Below are 3,300 nucleotides of genomic sequence, written 5' to 3'. Positions count from 1 at the left end.
GCGGACGGGTCGTCTACGCGAGCCCCAACGCGCTCTCCGTCTACCGCCGCCTCGGGCTCACCGGCGACCTGACCGGTCACGTCCTGGCCGACCTCACGCGCGAGCTGGTGCCACCGCGGCGTCGCCCCGACGAGGAGTCGCTCAGTGCGGTGCTCTCGGGGCAGGCGGACCGCGACACCGAGGTCGGGAGCGACCAGGTCAGCCTCATCCTGCGCAGCATCCCGCTGCGACCGGAGGGGGAGCGGATCGGCGCCCTCGTGCTGCTGCGCGACGTCACGGACCTGCGCCGCCGCGACCGGGAGCTGGTCACCAAGGACGCCACCATCCGCGAGATCCACCACCGGGTGAAGAACAACCTCCAGACGGTGGCGGCCCTGCTGCGCCTCCAGGCGCGGCGCATCGACCAGCCGGAGGCGCGAGCGGCCCTCGAGGAGGCCGTCCGGCGGGTGGGGTCGATCGCGATCGTCCACGAGACCCTGAGCCAGGCGGTCGAGGAGCACGTCGACTTCGACGAGGTGGCCGATCGGCTCGGCCGGATGGTCACCGACGTGTCGGTCGTGCGCGGCGCCGTGCGCGTCGTGCGGCGGGGCAGCTTCGGCGTGCTCGCCTCGGAGACGGCCACGCCGTTGGCCATGGTGATCACCGAGACGCTGCAGAACGCGGTCGAGCACGGCTACCCCGAGCAGGACGTCACGGCGAAGGGCACCGTCGAGCTCGCCGTCCGCGCCGAGCGGGGGCGACTGACGCTCACGATCACCGACGACGGCCTGGGACTGCCCGACGGGTTCGACCTGTCCACCTCGACGAGCCTCGGGCTCTCCATCGTGCGGACCCTGGTGGAGTCCGAGCTGGGGGGGACCCTCGAGATGGGGGCCGCAGAGGGCAGCGGGACCCGGGTACGGATCACGCTGCCACTCTCCTGAGTGACCGGGGCGGTGGGGGGTCGGCCGGTGGGGGGTCAGGCGGTGGGGGTCAGGCGGTGGGGGTCAGGCGGTGCGGACGCGGGCCCGCGCGTTGCGACGCTTCAGGGCCCGACGCTCGTCCTCGCTGAGGCCGCCCCAGACACCGTGGTCCTGACCGGCCTCGAGGGCCCAGGCGAGGCACTGGTCGCGTACCTCGCACCGACGGCAGACCTGCTTGGCCTCCTCGATCTGGAGGATGGCCGGACCGGTGTTGCCGATCGGGAAGAACAGCTCCGGGTCCTCGTCGAGGCAGGCTGAACGGCTGCGCCAATCCATGGCAGGGGGTTCCCTCTTTCTTCACGCGATGGCTGTGTGCGGGCAGTCAGCGGAGCCCGGGCGCTGTGGAGATGCCCGGATTGCGGGCACCACGAAGTGAACTCCTCCGTGAGCGCACCCCCCAGACTGGCAAGAGTTCGGGCCCAACACAACCCTTTCGGTGGTCGCTTCCGTCACAACCGGGCCCGCGACCTAGGCTGGCGGGGTGACCCAGAGCCTCACCAGCCCCGCTCCGCTCGTCACCGCGGCGTCGCTCGCCGCGGTCGAGGGGGTCGTCGTCGTCGCGCTCGCGGTCCTCGAGATCGCGTCGCTGACCGGCGGGCGGCTGACCATGGGGCTCACCACCACGCTCTTCTTCGCGGCGTACGGCGGGTTCCTGATCGCCTGCGCCTGGGCCATCACCCACGGCGGCGCCTGGGCGCGGGGCCCCATCCTGCTGGCCCAGCTGATCCAGCTCGGCCTGGCCTGGAACCTCCGGGGTGGTGCGACCACCGTGCTGTCCGTGGCCATCGGGATCGTCGCCCTGGTCGTGATCGCCGGGATCATCCACCCGCGCAGCATCCAGGCCCTGGAGGCCCAGCGCTGATCTACTCCGCCTCGAGCGAGGTCCGCAGCTGGGCCAGCGTCCTGGTGAGCAGCCGCGACACGTGCATCTGCGAGACCCCGATCTCCTCGGCGATCTGCGACTGGGTCATGTTCTTGAAGAACCGCAGCAGCAGGATCCGCTTCTCCCGGGCGCCGAGGCCCTCGAGCAGYGGCTTGATCGACTCGCGGATCTCGACGTGCTCGAGCCCCTCGTCGTCCACGCCCAGGGTGTCGAGCATGCTCGGCGGCCCGTCGTCGGAGCCGTCGGAGGCGTCCAGCGACAGCGTCGAGTAGGCGTTGCTCGACTCCATGCCCTCGATGATCTCCTCGACCGTGCACCCGATGGCCTCGGCCAGCTCGCGCGGGGTGGGCGAGCGACCCAGCTTCTGGGTGAGCTCGGCGGTCACCGTCCCGATCTGCATCCGCAGCTCCTGCAGCCGGCGCGGGACCCGGATGGCCCAGCCCTTGTCGCGGAAGTAGCGCTTGATCTCGCMGATGATCGTCGGAGTGGCGTACGTCGAGAACTCGACGCCCCGGTCGGTCTCGAAGCGGTCGATGGCCTTGATCAGGCCGATGGTCCCCACCTGGACGAGGTCCTCGTGCGGCTCGCCCCGGTTGCGGAAGCGTCGGGCGCAGTGCTCGACGAGCGGCAGGTGCAGGTGCACCAGGGCGTCGCGCGCCGTGGCCCGGGACGCGCCCGAGCCGTCCTGGTCGCGCATCTCGCCGAACAGCTCGGCGCTGCGCTGCCGCGTCACCTCGACGCGCGTCGGCACCGTCTCCGTCGGCTCCGTGGTGTCCCCCTCCACCGAACCATCCCCCGTGATGTCGTGGCTCATCTCAGAGCTCGGCGCCCGCCGTGTCGTCGACCGCTCCGGCGGCACCACCCACCTGGCTCGACATCCGGAAGCGCACGGTGAAGCGGCCACCGGTCGAGGTCACCGTCGCCTCGGAGGCCAGGGTGTCGAGCACCTGCCACGCGAAGCTGTCGTAGTCGGGAGCCGGGTCGTCGCTGGCCTCGGTCTCGACCTGCACCCCGAGGGTGCCGGTGCCGAGGTGGAAGCGGCAGACCAGGTCGGCGCCCGGGTCGGCCTCCGGGAGCACCAGCGCCAGGGCCTCGCCGATCGCGATGCGCAGCTCCTCGATGTCGTCCATGGTGAAGTCCAGACGGGCAGCGAGGCCGGCCGTGGTCGTCCGGAGCACCGAGGCGTACGCGCCGTCGGCCGGCAGCCGGAGCTCGACGTCCGCCCGCGCGTCGGGATTGTCGTGACTGGACATGTGCGTGGGGGTCCCGTCCTGGGTCGAGGGCTGGGGGGTGGCCTCACACTAACCGGCTGGTCCGCCGGCACAGGTGCTGCCTCGACCACGTACCCAGATGCGGTCCGCCTACACGTCACAACTAGCCCGAATGAGGTATATCCGTGACTTCGCCACCGTCCTACCCTTGCCATCAGCAACGCTCGTCGACGTGGTGGAGGGA

5 protein-coding genes are annotated in these 3,300 nt (G+C 71.3%); 2 read left to right on the top strand and 3 right to left on the bottom strand.

The features are described 5' to 3' along the window. A partial coding sequence (locus ACXJKL_RS17800) for a sensor histidine kinase (RefSeq protein ID WP_457208343.1) occupies positions 1-923 on the top strand: 923 nt, incomplete at its 5' end. Between the two features lie 63 nt (positions 924-986). On the opposite strand, the gene ACXJKL_RS17795 is transcribed toward ACXJKL_RS17800, so the two are convergent. Then, positions 987-1,238 carry a WhiB family transcriptional regulator gene (locus ACXJKL_RS17795; RefSeq protein ID WP_457208342.1) on the bottom strand — a complete coding sequence of 84 codons (252 nt, stop codon included), beginning with the start codon at positions 1,236-1,238 and terminating at the stop codon, positions 987-989. A 205-nt stretch (positions 1,239-1,443) separates the two neighbouring features. On the opposite strand from ACXJKL_RS17795, the gene ACXJKL_RS17790 reads away from it, so the two are divergent. Next, a complete protein-coding gene (locus ACXJKL_RS17790; protein ID WP_457208341.1) occupies positions 1,444-1,824 on the top strand; it encodes a hypothetical protein in 381 nt (126 codons plus the stop codon). 1 nt (position 1,825) lies between these two features. Here ACXJKL_RS17790 and ACXJKL_RS17785 read toward each other — a convergent pair whose 3' ends face one another. After that, the gene (locus ACXJKL_RS17785) at positions 1,826-2,629 is read right to left on the bottom strand and encodes an RNA polymerase sigma factor SigF (RefSeq protein WP_457208340.1); all 804 of its coding nucleotides are present in this window, start codon (positions 2,627-2,629) and stop codon (positions 1,826-1,828) included. Positions 2,630-2,660: 31 nt separating this feature from the next. Then, positions 2,661-3,098 (bottom strand): anti-sigma factor, encoded by a 438-nt coding sequence (locus ACXJKL_RS17780; RefSeq protein ID WP_457208339.1) that lies wholly within the window; start codon positions 3,096-3,098, stop codon positions 2,661-2,663. Positions 3,099-3,300 lie beyond the last annotated feature (202 nt).

The organism is Nocardioides sp. P5_C9_2, assembly GCF_054049555.1.
Note: the sequence above shows the minus strand (reverse complement) of the source record. Positions and strands in the feature narration are given on the sequence as shown.